At 35.2% G+C, this 22003-nt stretch carries 14 protein-coding genes; 7 read left to right on the forward strand and 7 right to left on the reverse strand.

Going from position 1 to position 22003, the window contains the following annotated elements:
- Positions 1-164: 164 nt before the first annotated feature.
- The 3 genes from AVL50_RS10830 (at position 165) to AVL50_RS10840 (ending at position 10554) form a co-directional block, all read left to right on the forward strand.
- A complete protein-coding gene (locus AVL50_RS10830; protein ID WP_157491269.1) occupies positions 165-9287 on the forward strand; it encodes a T9SS type A sorting domain-containing protein in 9123 nt (3040 codons plus the stop codon).
- Between the two features lie 108 nt (positions 9288-9395).
- Positions 9396-10175: a HipA family kinase gene (locus tag AVL50_RS10835; protein WP_062616514.1), complete on the forward strand. Its 780-nt coding sequence runs from the start codon at positions 9396-9398 to the stop codon at positions 10173-10175.
- Positions 10165-10554 carry a DUF3037 domain-containing protein gene (locus AVL50_RS10840; RefSeq protein ID WP_062616515.1) on the forward strand — a complete coding sequence of 130 codons (390 nt, stop codon included), beginning with the start codon at positions 10165-10167 and terminating at the stop codon, positions 10552-10554. Before AVL50_RS10835 ends, AVL50_RS10840 begins: the two co-directional genes overlap by 11 nt.
- Here the strand turns inward: AVL50_RS10840 and AVL50_RS10845 are convergent.
- From AVL50_RS10845 to AVL50_RS10855, 3 genes are all read right to left on the reverse strand, one after another.
- Positions 10549-12834, reverse strand: a complete 2286-nt coding sequence (locus AVL50_RS10845; protein WP_157491270.1) for a serine/threonine protein kinase — start codon at positions 12832-12834, stop codon at positions 10549-10551. The two genes, AVL50_RS10840 and AVL50_RS10845, sit on opposite strands and share 6 nt — an antisense overlap.
- 5 nt (positions 12835-12839) lie before the next feature.
- Entirely contained in the window at positions 12840-13397 is a 558-nt protein-coding gene (locus AVL50_RS10850) for a sigma-70 family RNA polymerase sigma factor (protein ID WP_062616517.1), read from the reverse strand.
- 247 nt (positions 13398-13644) lie between these two features.
- The gene (locus AVL50_RS10855; RefSeq protein WP_062616518.1) at positions 13645-14031 is read right to left on the reverse strand and encodes a hypothetical protein; all 387 of its coding nucleotides are present in this window, start codon (positions 14029-14031) and stop codon (positions 13645-13647) included.
- A gap of 144 nt (positions 14032-14175) precedes the next feature.
- Between AVL50_RS10855 and AVL50_RS10860 the strand changes: the two genes are divergently transcribed.
- Positions 14176-14712 carry a hypothetical protein gene (locus AVL50_RS10860; protein ID WP_062616519.1) on the forward strand — a complete coding sequence of 179 codons (537 nt, stop codon included), beginning with the start codon at positions 14176-14178 and terminating at the stop codon, positions 14710-14712.
- Between the two features lie 127 nt (positions 14713-14839).
- Here the strand turns inward: AVL50_RS10860 and AVL50_RS10865 are convergent, their stop codons facing one another.
- From AVL50_RS10865 to galK, 4 genes are all read right to left on the reverse strand, one after another.
- On the reverse strand, positions 14840-15901 hold the full coding sequence (locus AVL50_RS10865; RefSeq protein ID WP_062616520.1) for an aldose epimerase family protein: 1062 nt from the start codon (positions 15899-15901) through the stop codon (positions 14840-14842).
- A gap of 292 nt (positions 15902-16193) precedes the next feature.
- Positions 16194-17225 carry a UDP-glucose 4-epimerase GalE gene (galE, locus tag AVL50_RS10870; RefSeq protein ID WP_062616521.1) on the reverse strand — a complete coding sequence of 344 codons (1032 nt, stop codon included), beginning with the start codon at positions 17223-17225 and terminating at the stop codon, positions 16194-16196.
- A gap of 81 nt (positions 17226-17306) precedes the next feature.
- Positions 17307-18371 (reverse strand): UDP-glucose--hexose-1-phosphate uridylyltransferase, encoded by a 1065-nt coding sequence (locus tag AVL50_RS10875; protein WP_062616522.1) that lies wholly within the window; start codon positions 18369-18371, stop codon positions 17307-17309.
- An 87-nt stretch (positions 18372-18458) separates the two neighbouring features.
- The gene (gene galK, locus AVL50_RS10880; RefSeq protein WP_062616523.1) at positions 18459-19619 is read right to left on the reverse strand and encodes a galactokinase; all 1161 of its coding nucleotides are present in this window, start codon (positions 19617-19619) and stop codon (positions 18459-18461) included.
- A gap of 173 nt (positions 19620-19792) precedes the next feature.
- On the opposite strand from galK, the gene AVL50_RS10885 reads away from it, so the two are divergent.
- The 3 genes from AVL50_RS10885 to AVL50_RS10895 all read left to right on the forward strand — a co-directional run bounded on the left by AVL50_RS10885 (position 19793) and on the right by AVL50_RS10895 (position 21925).
- Positions 19793-20836, forward strand: coding sequence for a LacI family DNA-binding transcriptional regulator (locus AVL50_RS10885; protein ID WP_062616524.1), 1044 nt, complete (start codon positions 19793-19795; stop codon positions 20834-20836).
- Positions 20837-20919: 83 nt separating this feature from the next.
- Positions 20920-21309, forward strand: coding sequence for a hypothetical protein (locus AVL50_RS10890; protein ID WP_157491271.1), 390 nt, complete (start codon positions 20920-20922; stop codon positions 21307-21309).
- 67 nt (positions 21310-21376) lie between these two features.
- Positions 21377-21925, forward strand: coding sequence for a hypothetical protein (locus AVL50_RS10895; RefSeq protein WP_062616526.1), 549 nt, complete (start codon positions 21377-21379; stop codon positions 21923-21925).
- Positions 21926-22003 lie beyond the last annotated feature (78 nt).

The following is a 22003-nucleotide window of genomic DNA, read 5'->3' on the forward strand; positions in this document are numbered from 1 at the left end:
TACTAATTATTATAGTTTCAAAATAAACCTTTAGGAGTGCTTTGAAAGCTTCATAATATACCAGCTATGGTTCTTTCCAACACTCTAACGACCACAAACATCTATCACAAAACTTATAATTTCAAAATGCTAGTTTTGTTTTGATAGTTCTACACTAAATAAATATGCGACAGATTACCATTCTCAATTACTGCTTTAAACACCCCAAAAGTGTTATACCTCTATTATTATTCTTGATAACAACCTTTGAAATCTACGGCCAAAATGACATTCCAACAGATGGTTTAGAATTATGGTTAAAGGCAGATCAAATTACCGCCTCGGATTATACTGATATTGGAGGAGGAGTTTTAAGATTAGATAAATGGGTTGATCAGTCCGGTAACGGCTATTATGTTAATAATGACAACAGCGAAAACGGCATTATCTACCAAACTGGACAAGTTAATTCATTGCCTGCTGTACTATTTCCTTCTACAGCTCATGAAGGACTTATTTTAAAAAATTCTTCTGATAACACTGTAGAATTGCTATTAGAGAATTATGAAGTTTTTATTGTGCTAAAAGCAAATGCAACTACAGGAAATGTAGGTTTTTACGCCGGAGGTAATGCAACAAGGTCTTTATATGGCAAATGGAACGGTGCACAATTTTACTTTAGAGGACCAGATAATAACCTTGCAAATACTGATAATGCCCCTTGGCCAATCAGTGATAATTGGGGCTTGATTTCCTTCCAAAGAAATACAACTGATCAAACAAGTTATACATCCAATGGTGGTTTACTCACGAGTTTACCCAACAATACATCCAATACAGATACGCACAAATTTGGTAGTGTAGGTGGTGCAAATCAATCCACCACATTAGGATGGGACGGCTATATAGCAGAAGTTATTGTTTATAATAAAACGGCTGCTGGAGGAACTGATTTAGATCCTGTAACAAGATTAAGAGTCAATGATTATTTGACCAATAAGTATGGTTTTACACACGCTGAATTTTCGGATACCGACGAGCTTTTTAACAACAACACTACACCCAACCAGAATATGGTTGTTTATGGTAATGATGGAGGAAATTATACACCAGACAGAGTCAATCCATCGACTTCACTTGGAGTGGGTATTTCAGCAACTTCTGATGGAGATTATATCATATTAGGAGAAACTAACGAAGGCGGTTTAACTTTTGATTATGCACCGAATGATTCACGTATTTGGGCTAAGAAGTTTTACCTGCAGAAAAACGGTAACCTTACTGTGAATTTGAATTTCAATGTTCAAAATTATGAGGGTAAACCAAATGATTATGACACGGGAAGTGGGCCAGAAAGGACAGAGGCAGATTATTATTTAGTTTACTCCTCTGATAATAGTTCTACTTATACTGTTGTTCCTGGACCAACAGTTTCTTTCATTGGATCCAATATTGTTTCAGTTTCGATAACTGATGCTCAATATGATATTAACGGAGATGGTTTTTATACTTTGGCTTCAACTGCACCTGATGCTTTTTATACCAAAAGTACAGGGAATTGGACAGATACAGATATTTGGACTAAAAACCCATCAGGATTTGCAGATGGGACAAATACATATCCATCTGCTACAGATGATGTATTTATTCTAGCAGGTGGAGTAATTACTTTAAATTCTAGTAATATATCAGCAGGTATTTTAGAAGTTAATCAAGGGGGGACATTAGTTGTTGGAAGTACAACTGGTCATAACTTTTTAGAAGTAAAAGGTAAAGGAACCATAAAAGTAGATGGAGATAATTTCCCTTCCCCAGGTAGTGCTACTGCAGTTGGAGGTTTCTTAACAGCAGATGGTGGAACAGTAGAGTTCAATGGAACAGGAACAGTATTGACCAACAACTACGCCTATCATAATGTGAACGTCGAGATGGACAATGCAAGTGATGAGTTGATTATAGCAACAGACTTAACACTGACGGATTCACTAAAATTGTCAAAAGGAAAAGTGACGATAGGAACAAGTGACAATTCGAATCAAGCAATTGATCTAAACGTTACGGGAAATGTAAGAGTGCTGTCAGAAGCAACTTTAGGCGTCGGTACCGATGATGTTATTCATAATATTGTATTGAAAGGTAGTCTTTTTAATACAGGTGAAATAGCATTGACTAATAGAGCAGACATCAAAGATTCCTTCACGTTTGGTTCACCCGGCTACCTTACTGAGTTAGAAACCTATTTTTCTAATAATCTTTCAGGTGAATATGCCATTATCACTTTTGATGCAGATCAGAAAGATCAAGATATGGTGTGTAATGGTTCTACAATTCTTTATCAAATTGTAGTAGATAAGGGAGCTTCGGATTACTATAATCTCAATATTAGTGCAGATACGGAGGGACGGTTTGAAATGTATGGTTACAATACACACAGTAATGGAAGTACAGGAGGCACAGACGGATCCATGACCACTAGCAATGGTATGTTTGTAATGAAATATGGGACAATTCATTTTGGAAACAATATTTATATTCCAAGTTATGCCAATACAACAGGAAATTATGATTTAGGTTTTGGTTGTAGATTATGGGTAGATGATGGTGCAGATGTAAACTTTGGCCCTGTCAATGCCCTGACAGTGTATGGTAATGTATTGGTGACTGGAGGTAGATTGAATATTGGTTTAAATAGTGATGGTACAAGTAATGGTAGACAAAATAGTATCACATTAAGGGAGAAAGGCTTCTTAGTACAAGAAGGAGGAAATGTATTTTTAAATCAAATAAAAACGTCTATTCTAGGAGAAGATCACCAAGGTTCTGTAACCATGTCAGGTGGTGAGATGACTATCTATGGTTATGTTCCAAGTAGCGATGTAGCCGCGTTATCTTTGCCTTATAATACCAATTCATTTAATATGTCTGGAGGTACAATTACAATTCATAACCAGGATAGTGATATGAACTTACTGACAAAATTTGCAATGGACGACGGTTTTTATAGTATCACTGGCGGTGAGATTATTTTTGATATCAACACTGATAGAGATGTTAGTTTTGTCTCATCAATACCTTTCTATAATTTGACTGTTACTACTGATTTCCCTGCAAGAAACGTCACACTTTCTGATGGAGTAGGATCATTTGGTGATCCAATTTCTAATGATGGAGATTTAAAAGTACTCAATCACCTTGTAGTAGAGGAAAATAGTAATGTTCAGGTAGGGAATTTTGATGTTACGATCAGTGGAGATCTTACTTTATACAATGACGCCCAATTGAATATAGGGAGTAGTAATACATTAACTTTCAATGGTGATGGACTAAGCCATTATCTTGATGTCAGAGATACAGATACACCATACAGTGTCAATAATTTGGTCATAGATTTGCCCAATTCTTCAGACATTTTTAAACTCAGAGATTTTAGTGATAATTCGTCGGTAGGTGATACAAGACTTAAAGTGTTAACTTCTTTATCCCTGACTCAAGGAACATTCGATTATTCAAAGTTTGTAATAGAAGTGGAGGGTGATTTAGATTTTCAAGGTAGAATTGGAGCGTCTAACGCATTAGGTCATATCAAGCTCAACAATTCATCAGGTAGTACTCAAAATATTACAGCAAGTTATGAGTTAGTAGAAGAGCAAATTGCTGATACAACCAATGTTGGAATTACACATCTTTGGTTGAATAATACAGATGGTTTTAATCTTAATAAAAACCTTTACACCACAAAGTTAACCTGGGAAGAAGGAACGATTAAAACTAATGAATATGGTGTGGTCATTGGTGCATTGGGAATGAATGATCAAGGCAGTAATGCTATTGGAACCAATAATAAAGTGATATTAGGAACAGGAAACTCTTCAGATGGAGGTTTGTCTTATTTTATTCATTCTAATGGAACGTACAACTATCCATTAGCCTCTGAATTTGATACACCTGTTGTTGGGTCTTATAAATATACACCCGCTTCCATTACAACAAGCGGAGTCTCAGAACAAGGTTTTATACAGTTGGCCATTAATAATGGAAGTTTGGTAGAGTTTGCAACTGACCCTGATGATGCGTCTAACATTCTGGATTATTATTGGCGATCTAATGTATATGAGTATACAAGCGATGCCAATAAGCCTGATATTACGTTGACTTTTAATTATAATGATGAGGATTTGATAGGCACTGAATCAGATTACGTTGCTGGACGTATTTTATTGGAAGGTGATTATTCAAGGTCGGTTTTAGGTACAGTGACGGAAGCTTCAAATACCATTAATTTTTCTACTGCTTCTAAACCAAATAGAGGTATGTATTCAGCTGGAGATACGGATCAGTTTACTGGGCAAATACAAGTTTATTACTCTTTTAGAGGAACAGGAGCAGATGGTAATGACGTTTCTAATATTGCATTTTGGAATGAAAATCAACGTTGGACAACCAATGCAGATTGGAAAACAACAGGACCAGGTACAGTAGCTCAAAATTCTGGTGAGCCTGGAAAAGGTGATATTGCAGTCATCGGTTTTGGTTCTTGGAATGGTTCCAATTATGTGAATGGAGCAGGTCATAGAGTCAGGTTGAATGGTATAACAAGAGAGGTGGCGTTACTACGTTTTGAGGAAGGTGATGAATCAAGTACTTTTTATGTGGAAGAGAATAGTAATGGATTACCAGAAGTAAGGATTCAGAATAATTCAGAGTTAACCGCTGAAGTGGTAGAAGATATTGGTAGATTTAGAATTTTTGGAGGTACTGATACGGATGGTACCGATAGAGGTGTTCTGAATGGAAATGACATGAATGATTTCCTAAGTGAAGAAAAAAGTGAGTTGATGATTCAAAACCAATCAGGCAACAATGGAGGTAACCCTTTTAATGATTTTGTGATTCCTATTTTTCCAAAATATCCTACATTACGCCTTTATGGCGGTTCAACAGGAGGTGAGTATGTTTTTGACGATGCTATTACCGAAGCTGTGCAAATCAAAAGAATGCTTGTAGAAGGTCTTGTATTGAGATTGGATAAAAGCCTTGATGTTGAAGGAACTATTAATATTGGAGGTTTTCAAGAGGGGAATCTAATTTTTGATGCCTCAACAGCTATTCAGGTGACTTGCCAGAATATAAAAATGGAAAACATCTATTCTGCTTCAAACTCTGCTGAAAATAAAATATTAACAGAAGGCACTGATGATGTTGAACATCGATTGATTGTAAAGGAAGGTATATCAGTAGAAGAAATCACTGCCGGAGATCAGAATAATATAGAATTTGACCTTTACAATGGAGCAACAGGAAACCGTGTAATTTTAGAATTAAGAGGAGAAGATAATGGAAGGTTCATTAACTTTTATCCATCAGAAGTGATTCCAGACTTATATAAAATTGTTATGAATAAAGGGGCATCTCAAACGCCTACATTCACAATGAGTACCAACTTCACATTGCCTTCTAGTACAACCGAGGAGTTAATTACACTTTCAAACGGTACATTAATTCTTGACAATAGTTCAATTAATATTACTCCTTTTGCTGTGCCAAGTTCTTCTTGGAATCTAGCATCAACTGCTGGATTGACTTTAAATCAAGGGATTGTAAACGTGGAAGGAGATGAAGCGAATTTATTATTAGGTGGAAAATTAATGGTATCTGGTGGTACTTTAAACTTGTCAAATTCTGGTCAAGAAAATTCTATTATATACGCTGCGAGTGGAGAAATTGAAATGACAGCTGGGGCAATTAATATAGGTTCTGAGTTAAGAAGAGATTTAGCAGGGAATGATGCTTCTATCACTTATAAACAGTCGGGAGGTGTATTTAGTGCAGGCTTGATAGGAAATCCTAATAGTGCAACAAGAGGAACATTTGAGGTAGTTGGTAGTTCATCAACATTTGATTTTAATGGAGGTGAAATCATTGTATCCTCAGGGAAAGTTACGATAAACGCTGCGTCTTCTTCAGTTAGTGAAAGTGCCGAACTTAAATTAGGAAATAATATTACAACAGAATCTATAGATGCAGAATTGGCTAATGAAGTAGGGAAATTAGAATTGATCAATGATGTGACTGTAGAGGTAGTGATCAACGATGTTCAATTATCTGGAGACCTAGAAATTCCAGCGTCAGCTACTTTGAATTTCAATGGTAAGAACCTTTCAATCAAAGGAAGTATTACCAATAATGGTACAGTTGAGGCAACTTCTACTACTTTAAACTTAATCAGTTCAGATGATCAATCTATAGGAGGAACCAATGCTATCACAACTCAAAATATGGTAGTTTTCACAGATGGTTCAACAGTCAATATGAATGCTGATATTAATATTACTGAGGATTTGACAATTTCTTCGGGGATTCTAGCTGATAATGCTCAGACTATCTATGTAGGAGGTGATTTATCAGTGGTTGGTACGCATTCTACTACAAGTACGGGTAGAATAAAACTGAATGGATCTTCCTCTCAAGATATGAATATTACAGGTAGCTTAGGACGCCTTGAAATTGATAATGTGGCCGGTATCAATTTAACCAACAGTTTGAATTTGGTGGCCGATGAAATAGTATTTACCAATGGTGTACTCAACATAGATCAATTCAGTTTGAACTTAGGAACGAATGTAATTCTTACTGCGACCACAGCTTTTGATGAAAATAATATGATTCAGCTGAGTGGAAGTAATAGTGCACAAGGTGTAAAGATTACATTGCCAAGTACGGAGATTGTAAGTGAGAAACTGTTGCCGATTGGGTATTCAGGAATTTATGCTCCGATAGGGATCATTGGTGATTATAATGAAGCTGAGTTAATTGTAAAACCTATCAATACGAGGCATACAGTTGCAGAAAATCAAGGAGACAATAATGAGGCATTGAATCAATATTGGAGATTAGAATTCTCAAAAGCCGATGTGACAGTACCTGGAGATAGATATATTTCGATTTATTACAGTGATATTAATATCAATGGTACAGAAGCTGATTACATAGGTATTATCATCAATGATGCAGCTGAAATACAAAAGAACGTGCAGAAAACGTTAGATGTAGCAAACAATAGAATTGATATTGATTTGGCATCGAGTTTAGTGACAGGAGATTATTTTGCTGGAGATGTACTTTCTACTCCAGATGATATCATTCGTTATAGATTAGCCTCAGGCATTACGGATGCGGTACTGAATGATGTTTCTACAGATAAGTGGGAAATTTCTAAAGACAATGGTTCAACTTATTCAAAGTTAGAAAATGAAGCTTCACCTTCATTAACTTCAGGAACTATTATTGAAGTTCCGTTAGGTACAAACCTTACGACAACCACAGATGGAACTTTAGGTTTTAAAACTTATTATAAAGCCATTATTGAAGGTACCTTTATTATAGAGGTGAACGATAGACAGATTAATTTTGATGCTGTAGAAGGTGCTGGAACAGTAAAGTATTTTGTCAATAATGATAAAGTAGGACAGATGCCAAATGCTAATTGGGAGTCGTTCTATAATTCCGGTGGATCTATCATTGTGGAAGGAAATGCCAGCAATGCGACCTTAAGTTTAAATGCTCCTTTAAATAATAATAAACTGACGATCGGTGGATTATCCTTGATAGGGACAAGTACGGGGCAAGTTTGGGAAATTCCTGTAGGAAATGGTTTGAATATGCCTGCTGGTCAGCTGTCTGTTGATAATGTAGAATTTGATCTTTCAACATCTTCAGATATCAATACAATAGAAATCATCAATACAGGTAAATTAACGGTTACCTCCACTACAACTGTAAATGGCAACGTTAATGTGGATGTAGGTGATGCAAATGATGGAGTAGGAGCAACGCTTAATATCTCATCTAGTACAATGGTAATCAAAGGAGATTTAACCGTTGATACTGATGGAGGATTATCTATGGTAAACTCTAATCTTGATGCTGAAAATAACATTACATTCAATTCAGGCTCAACGATAGCCCTTTCAACAGGAGCTAAATTGGCCGTAGGAGGTAATTTTACAGATAACGGAACGACCACTGCGACCTTTACAGGTTCTACTTTATCCTTTAATGGAGCTTCTGGAAATCAAACTTTCACAGGGACTTTTACCTCAGGTAAAGCCATTAATAACCTTGAAATAAATAAAGCAAGTGGAGAGGTGATTTTAGCAGGAGGTAATACCAAAGAAGTCACGAATCTTACTTTAAATTCAGCATTGAATAATTCAGGGAACGATGATGGTTCATTGCTAATTCTAGGAAATTCTATTTCAGGAAGTTCATATGTTTCTGGTCCTCTTTCTAAAAAACTTGATGTGAATGACAGCTTTATTTTCCCTGTTGGATCAGGAGGTGCACTCAGAACATTAGCCTTAATTTATACCGAAAATGTACTAGACGAAGGTGATAGTGAAAAAACATGGACGGTAGAGTATGGTAGTTTGTTACGCCCGGTTGGAGATGATAATATTGATGATGCCTCAGGAATAGCCAATGTTTCAGAGGAGTATCAATGGAGAGTGACAGATATTGATGAAGGTGGTAATGCAACAACAAAAAAGAGTAAAGCAGAGATTTATGCATATTACAGTGGTTTAGGCAAAGACCCTAACTATATTTTGGCCATTTGGGATGACCTTGATTTTGGAACACCTGAATGGAAAAAAGCAGGAGATCCACTACATAACGCTGAAACGTATTTTGAGACTGAAGATGTTTCTTTTAGTGAGAAATTCCTTGCTATTGCAGCCGTAGATGAAACAACAGAATTACCAGTGGAGCTTATTGAGTTTAATGCGTATGCTGAGGAAGAGCAAGTGCGATTAGATTGGTCAACGGCTTCTGAAGAGAACAATGATGAGTTTGAAGTACAACGTTCATTAGAGGGCAAAAGCTGGAATTCAATAGGTCTGATTCAAGGTGCAGGTAATTCCAATGTACGTTTGGATTATGAGTTTTTTGATACTAACCCTGTGATGAATCAAATCACATATTACCGTTTAATTCAACGTGATTTTGATGGGACGGAAACAGTTTATGAGCCTGTTCAAGTTTATATGGAAGGAAAAACATCTGTTGCAGATATAGCTGTTTACCCAAATCCTACCCAAGGTGAGAAAGTCAATCTATTATTGAAATCTTGGACTGGAGAAGTTGAAATAGGACTTTTTAATACATTAGGATACAAAGTCTTAGAAGAAACTTGGACGTATGAAGATAGTCAATTAACAGAATTAGAAGTAAATAATCTACCTAGAGGAGTTTATCTTTTAAGATTAAAATCAGGAAAAACAATTAAATCAAAAAGAGTAATTATCGAATAATAAGACCATTTAGTTTCAGAAACACCTTGTACATTTTATATTTGGCAAGGTGTTTTTTTATATCCTCTATTTTTATCGAACTCATAATCATCATTAAGATTATCATCCATGTATAATAATGAAATAAGAACCGTCAATATGACGAGATACGTGACGCCATTAAGGGAAGGTGGTTCATTGCCTGCAATTGTTGAAGCAGATGATGGCTTTGATTACGTCATCAAATTTAGAGGAGCAGGGCAGGGTGTCAAAGCCTTGATTGCAGAGTTGATTGGAGGAGAAATGGCCCGTCAGATTGGGTTGAATATGCCTGAGTTAGTCTTTATACACCTTGTAGATACATTCAGTAAGTCAGAGGGAGACGAGGAAATTCAAGATTTACTCAAATTTAGTGAAGGCCTAAATTTAGGGATGAGCTACCTTAGTGGTGCCATCACTTATGATCCTTTGGTTTCAATTGCAGATCCATTGGCCGCCTCAAAAGTTGTGCTTTTGGATAGCATTATCACTAATATTGATAGAACACATAGAAACACTAATTTATTGAACTGGAATAAAGCACTGTGGGTGATTGATCACGGAGCAAGCTTGTATTTTCATCATTCATGGAATGGGTGGGAAGATCACGCTAATAGAACTTTTCCGATGATAAAAGATCATGTTTTGTTGTCCAAAGCTACAAAATTAGATGAAGCCAACACTTTATTAAAGGAATTATTAGCCCCTACAATTATTGAGGGAATTGTATCTTTGTTGCCTGAAGATTGGTTGTCGGATCCAAGTATTGATGCAAGTGTCGAGGAAAGAAGGAACGTCTACACCACCTTATTAAATACAAGAATTGCAAATTTAGATCAACTAACAAAAGAAGCGAAGAATGCAAGATAAACATGTTTATGAATATGCGGTCATCCGCTTTATGCCAAAAGTGGAAAGAGAAGAGTTTATCAATGTGGGTGTAATACTTTTTAGTAAACCTTTGAAGTTTCTTGACCTTAAATACCAAGTCAATGAAAAGAAACTCAATGCTTTTGATTTAGTTGATATTGATAAAAAAGGTATTGAAGCCTATTTGAATACATGGAAACTGATTTGTGAAGGAGGAGCCAAAGGTGGAGTGATTGGTGAGCAAGATTTGCCCAGCAGATTCCGTTGGCTTACTGCTACAAGATCAACATTAATTCAATCTTCAAAAGTACATCCTGGTTTGTGTATTGAAGAACCAGAGGAGATTTTGGAAAGGTTATTTGAGAAATACGTTTTATGATTCGTAAACGTCATACGTTTTCCACCAATCTTGTGCATTATGCTTAGTCCACTGGTGCTTTTGAGCAATTTTTTCCAGTTGAAAGATCAAATCATCAATACTTTGAATTCTTTTTTTAGGGTCAAACTGAATACATTTTTCAAGTAATGCATATAGGTCTTCAGGAATATCTTCACGTTCCACTAATTTATGAATATCATTTTGCTCAATAGATTCTTGTCCTGATAGTACTTTTTGAGAGAGAATTTCAATCATCAGTCGTCCATTAAGCATGTAGAATCCTAGGATTCCTAAAGAATAAATATCCACTTTACTGTCACTGTTGTTGGGGTCTCTCAATCGCTCAGGTGCCATGTAAAGTGGAGTGCCACCTACCTTATGAAAGGCCGTATGCTCAGTGTTTGGAGCCAGTTCCTTCACCAATCCAAAGTCCAGAAGTTTTACCTGATCATAAGCTTCTCCTTGTTTAGAGAGGATAATATTCATCGGTTTAATATCACGATGAACAAGGTTTTTATGGTGAGCTTCTCTTAAACTGTAGGCTACCTCCAAAAGAATATAAACGGCTCTGTTGATAGGGAAAACCTGATCGCGGTCAATGATTTTTGCAAGGGTCACTCCATCAATATATTCCATTACATAATAGAAATACCCCTCATTGGAAGTGCCATAATCATAAATTTTTATTGTATTAGGATGTTTCAACGCAGAAGTAGCCATTACTTCTCTCTCAAATCTTTTTACATTGTCATCTGTAATAAAATCCTTTTTTAAGAGTTTGATGGCAACAGGCATTTTAATCAGAGAGTGTTCTGCTTTGTAAACCACACCAAAACCACCTTCGCCAATTTTATCTACTACAGTAAACTGTCCTAGTTGTTTGATTTTTGAGTTGAATCGGAGGATGCGAATATTAGAATGATATAAGAGAAAGCAAAGTACGCAAATAATGAAATACAAAATGCCTAAAACCCAGTCCATTTTCCTTATCATTTCTAGTGCATCTGAAGCATCTTCCTTATTGACAATTCCAAAATCCAAATCGTCAATCCACTGCCATACTCCAATGACATCCACCCCTCTGTAATCTTTATAAATATGATCTATTTCTCCGTTATTTACCTTCGAGTTGCCTTTTAAATATTCATAAAACTTCATAGAAGTAGCAGTAAGAGGCCAATTGATTTTCTCTAAATCAGGTGATTCACCTTCCATAACGTTTACTTCAGGATTTAAATCTTCTAAGTGGTAAATAGAAGATTTATGTTTCAAAAATCCACTTTTCTGAAGGTCTTTTGTAAAACGGCTTTCAGAAATAATATATCCATCTTTGTTGACGGCATAAGATTCGGAAGATTGACCATAAAGAGTCGCTTTGAACAAATTAGAGAACTGTTTTTTGGCTAAAGTCACAGTCAATACGAAACCAACGATTTTATTTTCATTATTATAAACAGGCGTACCTACTGCACAATCGGAATCTGTATTTAAAGTACTGTCTTTTTCAAGCAATGATGCGGAGATATGAATTGGAGGAATAAAAATAGTATTTCCTTTTTTCAGCTCATTATGATAATCAAAAAGGTGTTTACTGAGTTTTTTATTAATGAGTGGGGAGTTAAACTGTTGCTCTGATTGAAAGGTATTATAAGTAATTTTTAATTCATTTTTATGGATGAGGCTGATGTATTCAAAGCCCATAATGTCTTTCATCTTATTAATCTGAGCATTATAAGGTTGAATTTTCTGAAGATAAACTTCATGTGGTAATTCCAGCCTTTGAAGGCTGTCAATCACAATAGCAAAGTTTCTTAAGGTTTTAGTAGAAGCAATTTCTTTTACCTTTCTTTTTTCATCATTGACCCAATCTTGTATAATGGTGGTAGTAGCATTAAGCTGTGCTCTTTTTTCTTCTATTTCTTGATAGAAAACTACGTTGTAAATATGTTTTCTTACCCAAAAACCTAATACTAACAATACTGCTAGACTCGATACTATCACAATAAGTCTTGTGTGTTTGTTTTTGAGAAGATGATTAGAAACTTTTCCGAATAAGCTTTTAGTGTGATCTTCCTGATCTAGCTGAATGTGCGACTGATGAGTAGCAACTTTGCCAGTAGGAGTGTAAGTTGTAAATTCTTGATATAAACTTAAAACTTCTTGGAGCAAAGCCTCATCATTTTGACATTTTTCATGAATTACTTTTATAGCCTTTTCCTTTTCTAACTCCATAACAAGCGCTAGAATATTTGAGGCTTTTTCGTGCAATGATTGTGACATATAATTTAGAGGTCGCTCTTCATAAATTTCTTTAACCAAGCTTTGGCCACTTTCCAGTCTACTTCAATAGTTTTGATGGAAACACCCAATTCATCAGCAATTTCTTGCATTTTCAAACCTCCAAAAAATTTTAATTCTACAACCGTTGCTTGTCTATCGTGTACCTTTGCTAGCTGTTCTAACCCTTCATGAATATCTAGCACCATACCTTCTTTTTCAGGCGTAAAAGCAATGCCTTCTTCTAGTTCGAGCATGTGCTCTCCACTTCCTCTTTTAATAGCATTTTTTGATCTAGCATGATGCACTAAAATACGACGAATTGCTTGGGCTCCAACTGCGAAAAAATGAGTTTTTCCTTGCCAGTTGATTTGATCCTGATCTACTAAATTAAGATAAGCTTCATTGACTAAAAGTGTAGGCTGTAATGTATGATCTACTCTTTCTCTTCTAAATAGTTTTTCTGCAATATCATGTAAATTATCATAGACGATAGGGTAGAGTTGTTCTTTTGATTTTGGTAAATCAAGCTGATTGAGCAATTGTGAGACCTCTGTTTTATTCATGTGTGAGAGTTATAATAGTATGAATATCTAAAAATAAAAAAATCCTTTTGAAGAAAAAAAAATAGATGTGTCGGTGATATTTTATAGAACTTGATATAATAGGATGTAAACGATAAGATGAACGATTACTCTTGTAACATCGAATAAAAAACTAACAACTCTGAAAAGTGTAAATGTTAGGTAGTAATTTAGTTAGAGAAACAAGGGAGGTGATGCCTCCCTTTTTTATGTATTTCTATTTTTTCAACTAAGACAATAATTGGTATTCAAACAAGTCGTACTTAATCAAGTTTTTCAATAAATGAACAGCTGCTTCTTTGACAATTGTTTCAGACAAATCAATGATAAAGTCTAAAGTTTCCCCATCACATTCTACTTTCACATTATCGAAAAATTCTTTCGGATAATTTCTTAACAATGCAAATTTTTTCTCAAAGGCATAAGCAATAATATATTCTATTGAAAGAAAATCATGTTCTTGCTCATTAAGTGACGCTTGGTAAAGAAGATGATCTATTTGCTGGTGGAGTGCATTGGACTCTTCTTCAGGTAGATCAATAATTTGGAAGAATTCCCAGCTTTGGTGGATATCGAAGTGTACAATAATATAAGTGTGATCTGCTGTGATTTTCATATTCAATAATCTATAATTTTGCCCTTAACGATCTTTAAGGATTATTATATTTCTTTCTTCAACCCTTTGTTTCAAACAATCGTTCAATATATCAAAAGTAAATACAAATAATTGTATTTATCTAACTTTTAAAAGTTGATTGCTATGATACATCAAAATATAAATAAAGAAACTACTACCTATAAATTAATCTATAATCAATACATTAAAGAATTAAATTCGATGTTAGAGTTTAATAAAGGTAGATTAACAAAACGTTTTTTTGAACCACAGTGGGCATTATTACCATTTCATTGGTTCATGAAAGATTTTAGAAATTTAAAAAATACAGATATAGAAATTACTGCAGAAGGTTTTGTAATGGAAACAGCTGTGGCATTAAAAGATAAATATGGGATTGTGTTAGAAGAGAGAGAAGTTTCTAACTTAATTGCCGGTTACAATAATATATTACAACAACAAACTCTTTTTGAAACAGTTATTGAAATTGAGGAAGAAAGATTTTTTGAAGATTATGATCAATTGAAGAAAATGAAAGCGAAAGAACAAAAAATTGAAGAAGCAAAATTACAGGTATTGAACTTGTATGCTTCAACTAAAAATATACTTAATTCTAGTGTACTTAATGTGTCTTCTTATTTGGATACAATCCAGAAGAGACCAAAGTTGCACAAAGGTTAAGATCAGTAGTTAATGACAATTGGGCACAGTAAATACTCATTGCTTTAAGCCCAGATAAGTAAAAATGAAAGCCCTGATTCTGTTATTTTAGAATCAGGGCTTCATTGTCTATAAGTCTAAATGAGATCTATTTCACTACAAATTTGTACACTGTTTTTTGAGTGTACTCTTCATTTGGATTTAAAATCACTGAAGGGAAATGAGGTTGATTTGGAGAGTCAGGGAAATGTTGTGCTTCCAAGCAGAACCCTTGACGCTTAATATGAGCGGTTTGATTTTTTCCTAAATCACCTTCAAGCCAGTTACCAGTGTAGAATTGAACACCAGGTTCAGTAGAATATACTTCCATGCTACGACCTGTAGTTGCTTCATAAGCAATACCTACCAATCCATACTCACCAACTGGTTTGTTGATCACTAAGTTGTGATCATAGCCAATACCAATTTGAGTTTGGTCGTGATCAGCATCAATTTCGTTACCAATTACTTTTTCTTCAGTAAAGTCAAAAGGAGTACCTTTTACAGAAACAATTTCACCAGTTGGAATACAAGTTTCATCTACAGGAGTATAGTACTTACAATTTAACAGTAAAGAGTGGTCCGTAATTTCACCTTCCCCTTTAAGGTTGAAATAAGGGTGAGAAGTAAAGTTGACAATTGTCTTCTTATCTGTTGTAGCACTGTAATCTAAAACAATTTCATTTTCGTCAGTCAATGAAATCTTCAGCTTCAATGTTACATTACCAGGAAGATTTTCAAAACCGTCAGGGCTTGTATGTGACAAAACCACTGAGCTTACATTTTCCTCTGAAATTTCTTCCACAATATCAAATACATGGCTATCAAAACCTTTGTCACCACCATGTAAAAAGTTAGGACCGTTGTTGGTTGCCAATTGGTATTCTACTCCATCAATAGAGATTTTACCTTTAGCGATTCTGTTGGCAAATTGACCAACAGTTGCACCAAGATAACAGTCATTTTTTAAGTAATCTTCTAAAGAATCTTTTCCAAGAAGAACGTCAGCCATTTCACCGTTTTTATCAGCAGTAACAAAGCTAACAAGAATGCCTCCGTAAGTTGAGACTTTAAGTTGGGAACCTTTTTGATTAGTAAGAGTATACAAGTACACGTCTTTGTCGTCGTGCTTGCCCCAAGCAACTTTTTCTATTTGTTTAATATCTATCATTTCATTAAAACATTTAAGGTTTGCTAGTAGTAAAGTAGTAAGTACCAATACTTTTAGTAAAAAAAGTTATTTACTTTCCTTTTTCCTAGTACTTTAATAGATAAATTAAAAGCCTGTTTGAAATATCAGTTTTCAGCAAATTGTGTTTTCAAACAGGCTCTTACACTTCCCTTATAAAAGAGAAGTGTAAAGAGCATCTATTCATCTGAAATTACCTGTACAATATGATGCTTTAAGTTGTTTGTTGTTAAGTCAAAAAAATGTTTAGTTTTTTTGCCGTACACACTATTTATTATGCTTTTGATAAAGCTTTTTCTTGCAATTGTTGTTGCCATTTCCAAGCAGAACCAGTCATATCATCCAATGTCTTTTCGGATTGCCATCCTAACTCTTGGTTACCGAAAGTGGTGTCAGCATAAATCTTTTCGATATCACCTTCACGACGTTCTACCAACTTGTAGTTCAGTTTTACACCTGACATTTTTTCGAATGATTGGATTACCTCTAAAACAGTGGAACCAGTACCAGTCCCTACGTTGAAGAATTCGTAATCTTCTTTTTGCTTGCTTTCGATCATTCTGTTTAATGCAACAATATGAGCTTGTGCTAAATCTACTACGTGGATGTAGTCACGAATACAAGTACCATCTTTTGTATTGTAGTCATCACCAAATACACTTAATTCGGCTCTCATACCCACACCTGTTTGTGTGATAAACGGCATCAAGTTTTGAGGGACACCCAAAGGTAATTCACCAATCAATGCAGAATCATGTGCACCTACAGGGTTGAAATAACGTAGAGCGATCGCTTTCAATCCGCTTTCTGCTTTTACGATATCTCTGATGATCTCTTCACCTACTTGTTTTGTATTTCCGTAAGGAGATAGAGCAGGTTGAACTGGCGTTTGTTCAGTTACAGGCAACACGTCTGGTTGACCGTAAACTGTACAAGATGAAGAGAAAACAAAATTACTTACCTCATGTTTTACCATTAGGTCTAAGATGTTTAATAACGACTGAAGGTTATTTCTGTAATAAAGGCTTGGCTTATTTACAGATTCACCCACTGCTTTTGAAGCGGCGAAGTGAATAATACCATCAATCTTCTCCTCTTGGAATAATTGATCTAATTTATCAAAATCTAAAAGATCAAACTCATAGAACTTAGGCTTTGTTCCAGTGATTTTTTCAATACCTTCCAATGCACCAATCTCAGAATTTGATAAGTTGTCAACGATAACCACTTCAAATCCTTTGTTGATTAATTCCACTGAGGTATGTGAACCAATGTAACCTAAACCTCCTGTTACTAAAATCTTCATTTTGTTTATTTGTTATCTCTATTAATGAAAAATTATAGACTAGCAATTATCATTTATTACTAGTCTACAAATCATCTAATGTTATTTTTCTTCTTCCAAAACAGCACTTTTATAGTGTACTAAAGATTGCTCTCTAATACGTGCAGCCGCTGTTTCAGCAGTAATATCTCTTTGAGCATTAGCAAGCATTTCATAACCTACCATAAACTTCTTCACTGTAGCAGAGCGAAGTAGAGGAGGATAGAAACACATGTGCATGTGCCACTCTGGGTGATCCTCTCCGTCTGTTGGAGCTTGGTGGATACCCGCAGAATAAGGGAAAGAAACTTCAAAGATGTTGTCATACTTGATCGTTAAAGATCTGTACGCATCCGCAAAAGCATCTTTTTCCTCTTCCGAAAGATCAGTAATTCTGCTTACTGCTCTTTTAGGAACAATCATCGTTTCAAAAGGCCAAACAGCCCAGAAAGGAACGATAGCAACAAAGTGTTCATTTTCATAAACTACTCTTGTTTGTTGCTTGATTTCTTGTGCAATGTAATCAGAAAGCAAAGTCGTACCATTTTTGTCATAGTATGCTTTTTGATTTTCTTGCTTTTTGGCAGGCTCTTGAGGAATAGATTCCTGAGCCCAGATTTGACCGTGAGGGTGAGGATTTGAACAACCCATCACAGAACCTTTATTTTCAAAAATCTGAACATGGTTGATGTAATCTCTAGCACCTAGCTCAGTATATTCTTTTGCCCATAGGTCAACTACTTTTCTAATTCCTTCCGTTTCCATTTCAGGAATAGTCAAATCGTGACGAGGAGAGAAGCAAATTACTTTACACAAACCTCTTTCACTTTTTGCTCTGAAAAGACCATTACCTTCATTCATTTCGCCTGTAGGAACATCTTCCAATAAAGCAGCGAAATCATTTTGGAATGAATAAGTATCAGTATACTGAGGGTTCACTTCGCCATTGATACGAGTATTACCCGCACATAAATAACATGATGGATCATGTTCAGGACGCTTTTCCTCTTCAATCTTTTCTACTTGTCCTTGCCAAGGTCTCTTCGCTCTGTGAGGAGAAACTTGTACCCATTCATTTGTAAGTGGGTTGTATCGACGGTGAGGATGATCCTCAAAATTAAATTCCATTGTTGATTCTTGTTTTCCTAGTCAAAAAATTTCTTTAAAAGCATGTTTAGTATCATGTGAACTAAACATGCCTTCTATAGATATAAATTAAGCTTCAACTGACTCTTCAACTCTTGCTCCGTCGCCGATAACAACTACATAAGCAGAAAGATCTTTACCCATTCCTTCTTTATATGCTTTCGTCATTCTTTCTACAAATGCGTCAACAGCGTCTTCTTTTACAAGGTTGATCGTACAGCCACCGAAGCCGCCACCCATCATTCTCGCACCAAGTACATTGTCATCTTCTAAAGTTTGCTCAACCAAGAAGTCTAACTCTGGACATGATACTGCATATTTCTTAGAAAGACCTTCGTGAGAACCATAGATCATTTTACCTAAGTTCACTAAGTCTCCGTTATCCATAAATTCACATGCTTTCGTTAAACGGTCGTTTTCTTCAACCACATACGAACATCTGTCATAAATTACCGGATCCATTTTACCGTCAAACTCGTGCATCATTTCTACAGAAACGTCACGTAAATTGATGATATCAGGATAAGTTTCTTTGATTACTTCAACACCCGCTTCACATTGCTCTCTTCTTGTATTGTACTCAGAAGAAGCCAAAGAGTGTGTCACGTTAGTGTTACATAATACCAACTTGTGACCAGTGATATCTAAGTTATGGTACTCATACTCTTTTGTACGGCAGTCTAACTTGATTACTTTGTTGGCTTGACCGAAAGTTGAAGCAAATTGGTCCATGATACCACACTTCACGCCAGCATAGTTATGCTCAGACATTTGTGAAGCTAAAACGATATCTAATTTAGATAAATCGCCTTCGAATAATTTATTTAAACCTGTTGCTAAAGCACACTCTAAAGCAGCAGAAGAAGACATACCCGCTCCTAGAGGTACATCACCAGCAAAAACAACATCAAAACCTTTTGGTTCTAAGCCTTTTACAGCTGTTTCAGCAACAACACCTTTAATGTAGTTGATCCATCCTTCTGAAGGAACAATGTTTGATAATTCAAAAGAACCAGACTCTTCTAAATCTAATGCATAAGCGTTTACAGTATCAGTACCGTTTAAAGCTAATGCGAAAACCATTTCTTTGTCAATTGACGCAGGCAATACAAAACCGTCGTTGTAGTCAGTGTGCTCACCGATGATATTTACTCTACCTGGAGCTCTAGATACCATTGGTTCTTTCTTAAATAGCTCTTCGAATTTTGCTACTACAGCTTTAGCGTTCATGTTGCTTTATTTTTTAGTTAAAAAATTTCTTTAATTCATTTCGATGGTTCAAACATGACGTGTTTTATTTTAAAGGACAAATAAACACTTAATGATTTTTAAAAATAGCGTTACCGGTAACGTTCTCGGTAATTTTTGACGTGTTTATTTTCGAGTTTTTTTTAATTTTGAGTATGAAAAAAAGAAAGCCAACCATAAAGGATATTGCACGACGTTTGGACATTTCCGTCTCAACGGTTTCAAGAGCAATAAGAGGAGCAGAGGATATTAATCCTATGACCAAAAAGAAAGTACTGGACCTTGCAGAAAAAATTGGGTATAAGAAAAGTGTGCTGGCGGCAGGTTTAGCAAGTAAAAAATCCTATTTGATTGGAGTGATAATTCCTGAATTGACCGTTCCTTTTTTTGGCAGAGTTATTTTGGGAATCGAGCAATTTTTGAAACCTTTGGGCTACGATCTGATTATTGTACATAGTGACGAGCAAGAGCAGAAAGAGAAAGAATGCATTGATATCTTATTAGACCGACAAGTGGATGGCATTCTAATTTCCCTCTCTTTTAATACAAAAAGCGACCTCCATCTGAAAAAAGCTATGGAAGAGGAAGTGCCCATTGTAGTTTTTGATAGAATATTACCAAAATCGGAACTACCAATTCCAAGAGTAATTGTTGATGATTTTGAAGCGGGCTATCAGGCTACCAATCATCTTATCAATAAAGGATATAAAAGAATAGCATTTATTTCTGGCCCTGAAGATTTATATATTTCTCAACAAAGATTGAAAGGATACAGAACTGCAATGGAAAGGAACGGATTTGGCACTTCAGCCGATTTAATTGTACCAACACTGGATTTAAGAAGGTCAGTAGGGCAGGCATTGGATAAATTAATGGTATTGAAAGAAAAACCTGATGCTATTGTTGCTTTGAATGATCCCATTGCTTTTAGAGTGATGCGACTTTTGCAAAAACGTGGAATAGAAATACCGGAGAAAATTGCTGTAATGGGAATTTCCGGTGATGACATGGGAGAACTTTTCAATCCTTCACTAACAACAATTAATCAACCAGCACAAGAAATGGGTTTTGTGGCAGCCAATCTTTTAATAGATAGAATGAATGCAATGAAGGACGCCAAAAATCAAGGAAAAGTATTTATTCCAATGGCCATCTTAAAAAAATTACCTATATCACTGATTGAAAGAGAAAGTACCTGATCAAAGACAGCACATTAGAATAGATTTGAGTTTTATTTCATTTAAGATTTATTTAGATTTGGTAAGTACCAACAATAACACCAATGAAGAAATACTCAATAATTCTATTCTTTTTACTCGGCATTTCTTTAATTTCGAATGCACAGCAAAAAATATTAGACTTCTACTTTGAGGGAGGGCGGTGTCAAATGAATGAGAAAATAGTAGAGGTGATCGATGATGGGATTAATATACCAGCAAGACAGGTCGTTTTGCATTATAAGAAAAATGAGGAAAGTATGACCTTGAATTTCGTTGATGAGAACTTGAGGTCTTATGAGGAAACGATTGAAAACTTGGAAGCTTACACCGTAAAAGGTAAAACGCAGTTGATTTGGAGAAGCAAGTCCAACAAAAAATTGGAAATTATTGTAATTGAAAAGGCTGGTAGTTTGACCTTTATGTGGAATGGGGCAAAGTATAAAACAAACTAAAGTAAAATAGGCATAATTTTTAAACACAAATTTATATTTAAGTCAACTTCATACAAATTAGAAACAGATGAAACTTTTATTTATTCTTACTATACTCTTTAACTTATTTGTAGAACCTTCAGTAAAAGAAGTGAAAGAAACGCTACAGAAATCTTCTTCAGATAATTTACCCTACAACGTTGATGTATTATCAACTGCTTTCGGTTCACAAGATTATGTTAGCATAGACGCTAGAATTGTACATGCCAAAGACGATTACTTTGCGATTGAATTCCTAAATCAGGATTGGAACATGCAAGTTTATCATGTTGATGATGATTATTTAGGATTACCTTATTTCAAAAGTAAAATCAGAAAAGATGTTTTAGAGTATTTGGATGATTCCTCAAATGATATTGAAATCACAGAAAAAACATATTTAGGTTTAGCTTCTTATAAAGTGAAAATTCATTTGCAAGGAACTTCTTCAGATATCAAAAGAACAAACAAGTGGATTGAATTCATTGTTTCTAAAGAAGGATTACTTTTAAGATACGAATCACATAGTCTTTCAGGTGGAAATCAAGATATTAATAAGCAAAGAGAAGTAGTTCGTTTTTATATTCAAGAGAATTAGAAAACCTCTTTTCTAAAGAAAAACCTCTTTCACGACACAATTGAAGAGGTTTTTTTTATGTAAAAAATATTCTTGTTT

Origin of the sequence: Flammeovirga sp. SJP92 (assembly GCF_001583495.1) — a bacterium.
Taxonomy (GTDB): Bacteria; Bacteroidota; Bacteroidia; order Cytophagales; family Flammeovirgaceae; genus Flammeovirga.

Excerpts from the sequence above, each read along its gene's own strand:
- AVL50_RS10830 (WP_157491269.1), top strand. The coding sequence starts at position 165 with ATGCGACAGATTACCATTCTCAATTACTGCTTTAAACACCCCAAAAGT.
- AVL50_RS10835 (WP_062616514.1), top strand. The coding sequence starts at position 9,396 with ATGTATAATAATGAAATAAGAACCGTCAATATGACGAGATACGTGACG.
- AVL50_RS10840 (WP_062616515.1), top strand. The coding sequence starts at position 10,165 with ATGCAAGATAAACATGTTTATGAATATGCGGTCATCCGCTTTATGCCA.
- AVL50_RS10845 (WP_157491270.1), bottom strand. The coding sequence starts at position 12,834 with ATGTCACAATCATTGCACGAAAAAGCCTCAAATATTCTAGCGCTTGTT.
- AVL50_RS10850 (WP_062616517.1), bottom strand. The coding sequence starts at position 13,397 with ATGAATAAAACAGAGGTCTCACAATTGCTCAATCAGCTTGATTTACCA.
- AVL50_RS10855 (WP_062616518.1), bottom strand. The coding sequence starts at position 14,031 with ATGAAAATCACAGCAGATCACACTTATATTATTGTACACTTCGATATC.
- AVL50_RS10860 (WP_062616519.1), top strand. The coding sequence starts at position 14,176 with ATGATACATCAAAATATAAATAAAGAAACTACTACCTATAAATTAATC.
- AVL50_RS10865 (WP_062616520.1), bottom strand. The coding sequence starts at position 15,901 with ATGATAGATATTAAACAAATAGAAAAAGTTGCTTGGGGCAAGCACGAC.
- galE (WP_062616521.1), bottom strand. The coding sequence starts at position 17,225 with ATGAAGATTTTAGTAACAGGAGGTTTAGGTTACATTGGTTCACATACC.
- AVL50_RS10875 (WP_062616522.1), bottom strand. The coding sequence starts at position 18,371 with ATGGAATTTAATTTTGAGGATCATCCTCACCGTCGATACAACCCACTT.
- galK (WP_062616523.1), bottom strand. The coding sequence starts at position 19,619 with ATGAACGCTAAAGCTGTAGTAGCAAAATTCGAAGAGCTATTTAAGAAA.
- AVL50_RS10885 (WP_062616524.1), top strand. The coding sequence starts at position 19,793 with ATGAAAAAAAGAAAGCCAACCATAAAGGATATTGCACGACGTTTGGAC.
- AVL50_RS10890 (WP_157491271.1), top strand. The coding sequence starts at position 20,920 with ATGAAGAAATACTCAATAATTCTATTCTTTTTACTCGGCATTTCTTTA.
- AVL50_RS10895 (WP_062616526.1), top strand. The coding sequence starts at position 21,377 with ATGAAACTTTTATTTATTCTTACTATACTCTTTAACTTATTTGTAGAA.